Genomic DNA, 1,076 nt, shown 5'->3' with positions numbered 1-1,076 from the left:
GGCCCTTGACCGACAGGGAGATCACCATGTCGTCCACCCCGAACAACCGGCGCTGCCGCGTCTTGACGATCTGCGGGGCGAAGCTGCCGTCGCGGTCGCGGGGCACGTCGATCTCGACCGGACCGACATCCGTCAGCACCGTCTTGGCTCGCACGTCGTTGCGGGAGTTCCCCCCGTTCTTGCCCGCCGGGTCGCCCTTGTCATAGCCCAGTGCCCCGACGCGGATGGCGTCCGCGTAGGCCGCGGAGCCGTCGGGGCCGATCACCTCGATCCTGGGCGCTCGCGTAGCCACTCCGCCAGGATGGCGGCTTTGCGGGTGGGCGGGCAACATGTCCTCACGGACACCCCGACGTGGACAAATCGTGCAGCGGAGCGCCGAGAGCGGACGCCACAGTTGACCGCGGTGACACCGAGCCTGAAGGCGAGTTTGAGGAAGGAGCACGTAGTGTGTGATCAGGGCGTCCGAGGGATGTGCCTTCAAAGGGCGATCCCCCTGCCGGTGAGGTGCGCATGGCGATTGAAGGCGTGTTCGATAGGGGAGCCGGAAACGTTGATTCATACCAGAGAGGTAGATGAAAGTGGCAGAGCTGAACCACACAATCGTGCCATGTCATGATAAGAAGGAGTCGGCACAATTCCTGGCGGCCGTCCTGGGGCTTGAGGTGGGTAAGCCGTGCGGCCCCTTTCTGCCGGTCGAAACCGGCAACGGTGTGACCCTGGACTTCATGAACATGACCGAGGACTCGATCCGGTGGCAGCATTACGCGTTCTTGGTGACTGAGGAGGAGTTCGACATCATTTTCGGTCGAATCCAGGACTCCGCCATCACCTACTATGCGGACCCGGGGCATACGCAGAAAGGGCGAATAAACCACAATGATGGCGGCCGTGGCCTGTACTTCAGGGACCCGAACGGACACAGTATGGAAATCATCACCCGCCCTTACGGCAGCGGTGAAGGAATGTCGTGAGCCGCGCCTTAGCCTCGATCCACCGATGAGGATTGGGTTGGTGAGAGCCCAAAGATAGAAGATGCCCTTTGAGCTGGAAGGATAGGAGTTCTGACGCTTCTATCG

The 1,076-nt window shown here is 61.7% G+C and carries 1 protein-coding gene and 1 pseudogene; one reads left to right on the top strand and one right to left on the bottom strand.

Annotation, left to right across the window (positions count from 1 at the left end):
- A pseudogene (locus tag AB0873_RS32645) lies at positions 1 to 211 on the bottom strand (transposase); the annotation flags it as partial.
- 367 nt (positions 212 to 578) lie between these two features.
- Between AB0873_RS32645 and AB0873_RS32640 the strand changes: the two are divergent.
- Positions 579 to 971, top strand: a complete 393-nt coding sequence (locus tag AB0873_RS32640) for a VOC family protein (RefSeq protein WP_366604659.1) — start codon at positions 579 to 581, stop codon at positions 969 to 971.
- Positions 972 to 1,076: the final 105 nt, after the last annotated feature.

Origin of the sequence: Micromonospora sp. NPDC047707 (genome assembly GCF_040704235.1) — a bacterium.
Taxonomy (GTDB): Bacteria; Actinomycetota; Actinomycetes; order Mycobacteriales; family Micromonosporaceae; genus Micromonospora.
This window is presented reverse-complemented; position numbering and strand designations above follow the sequence as displayed.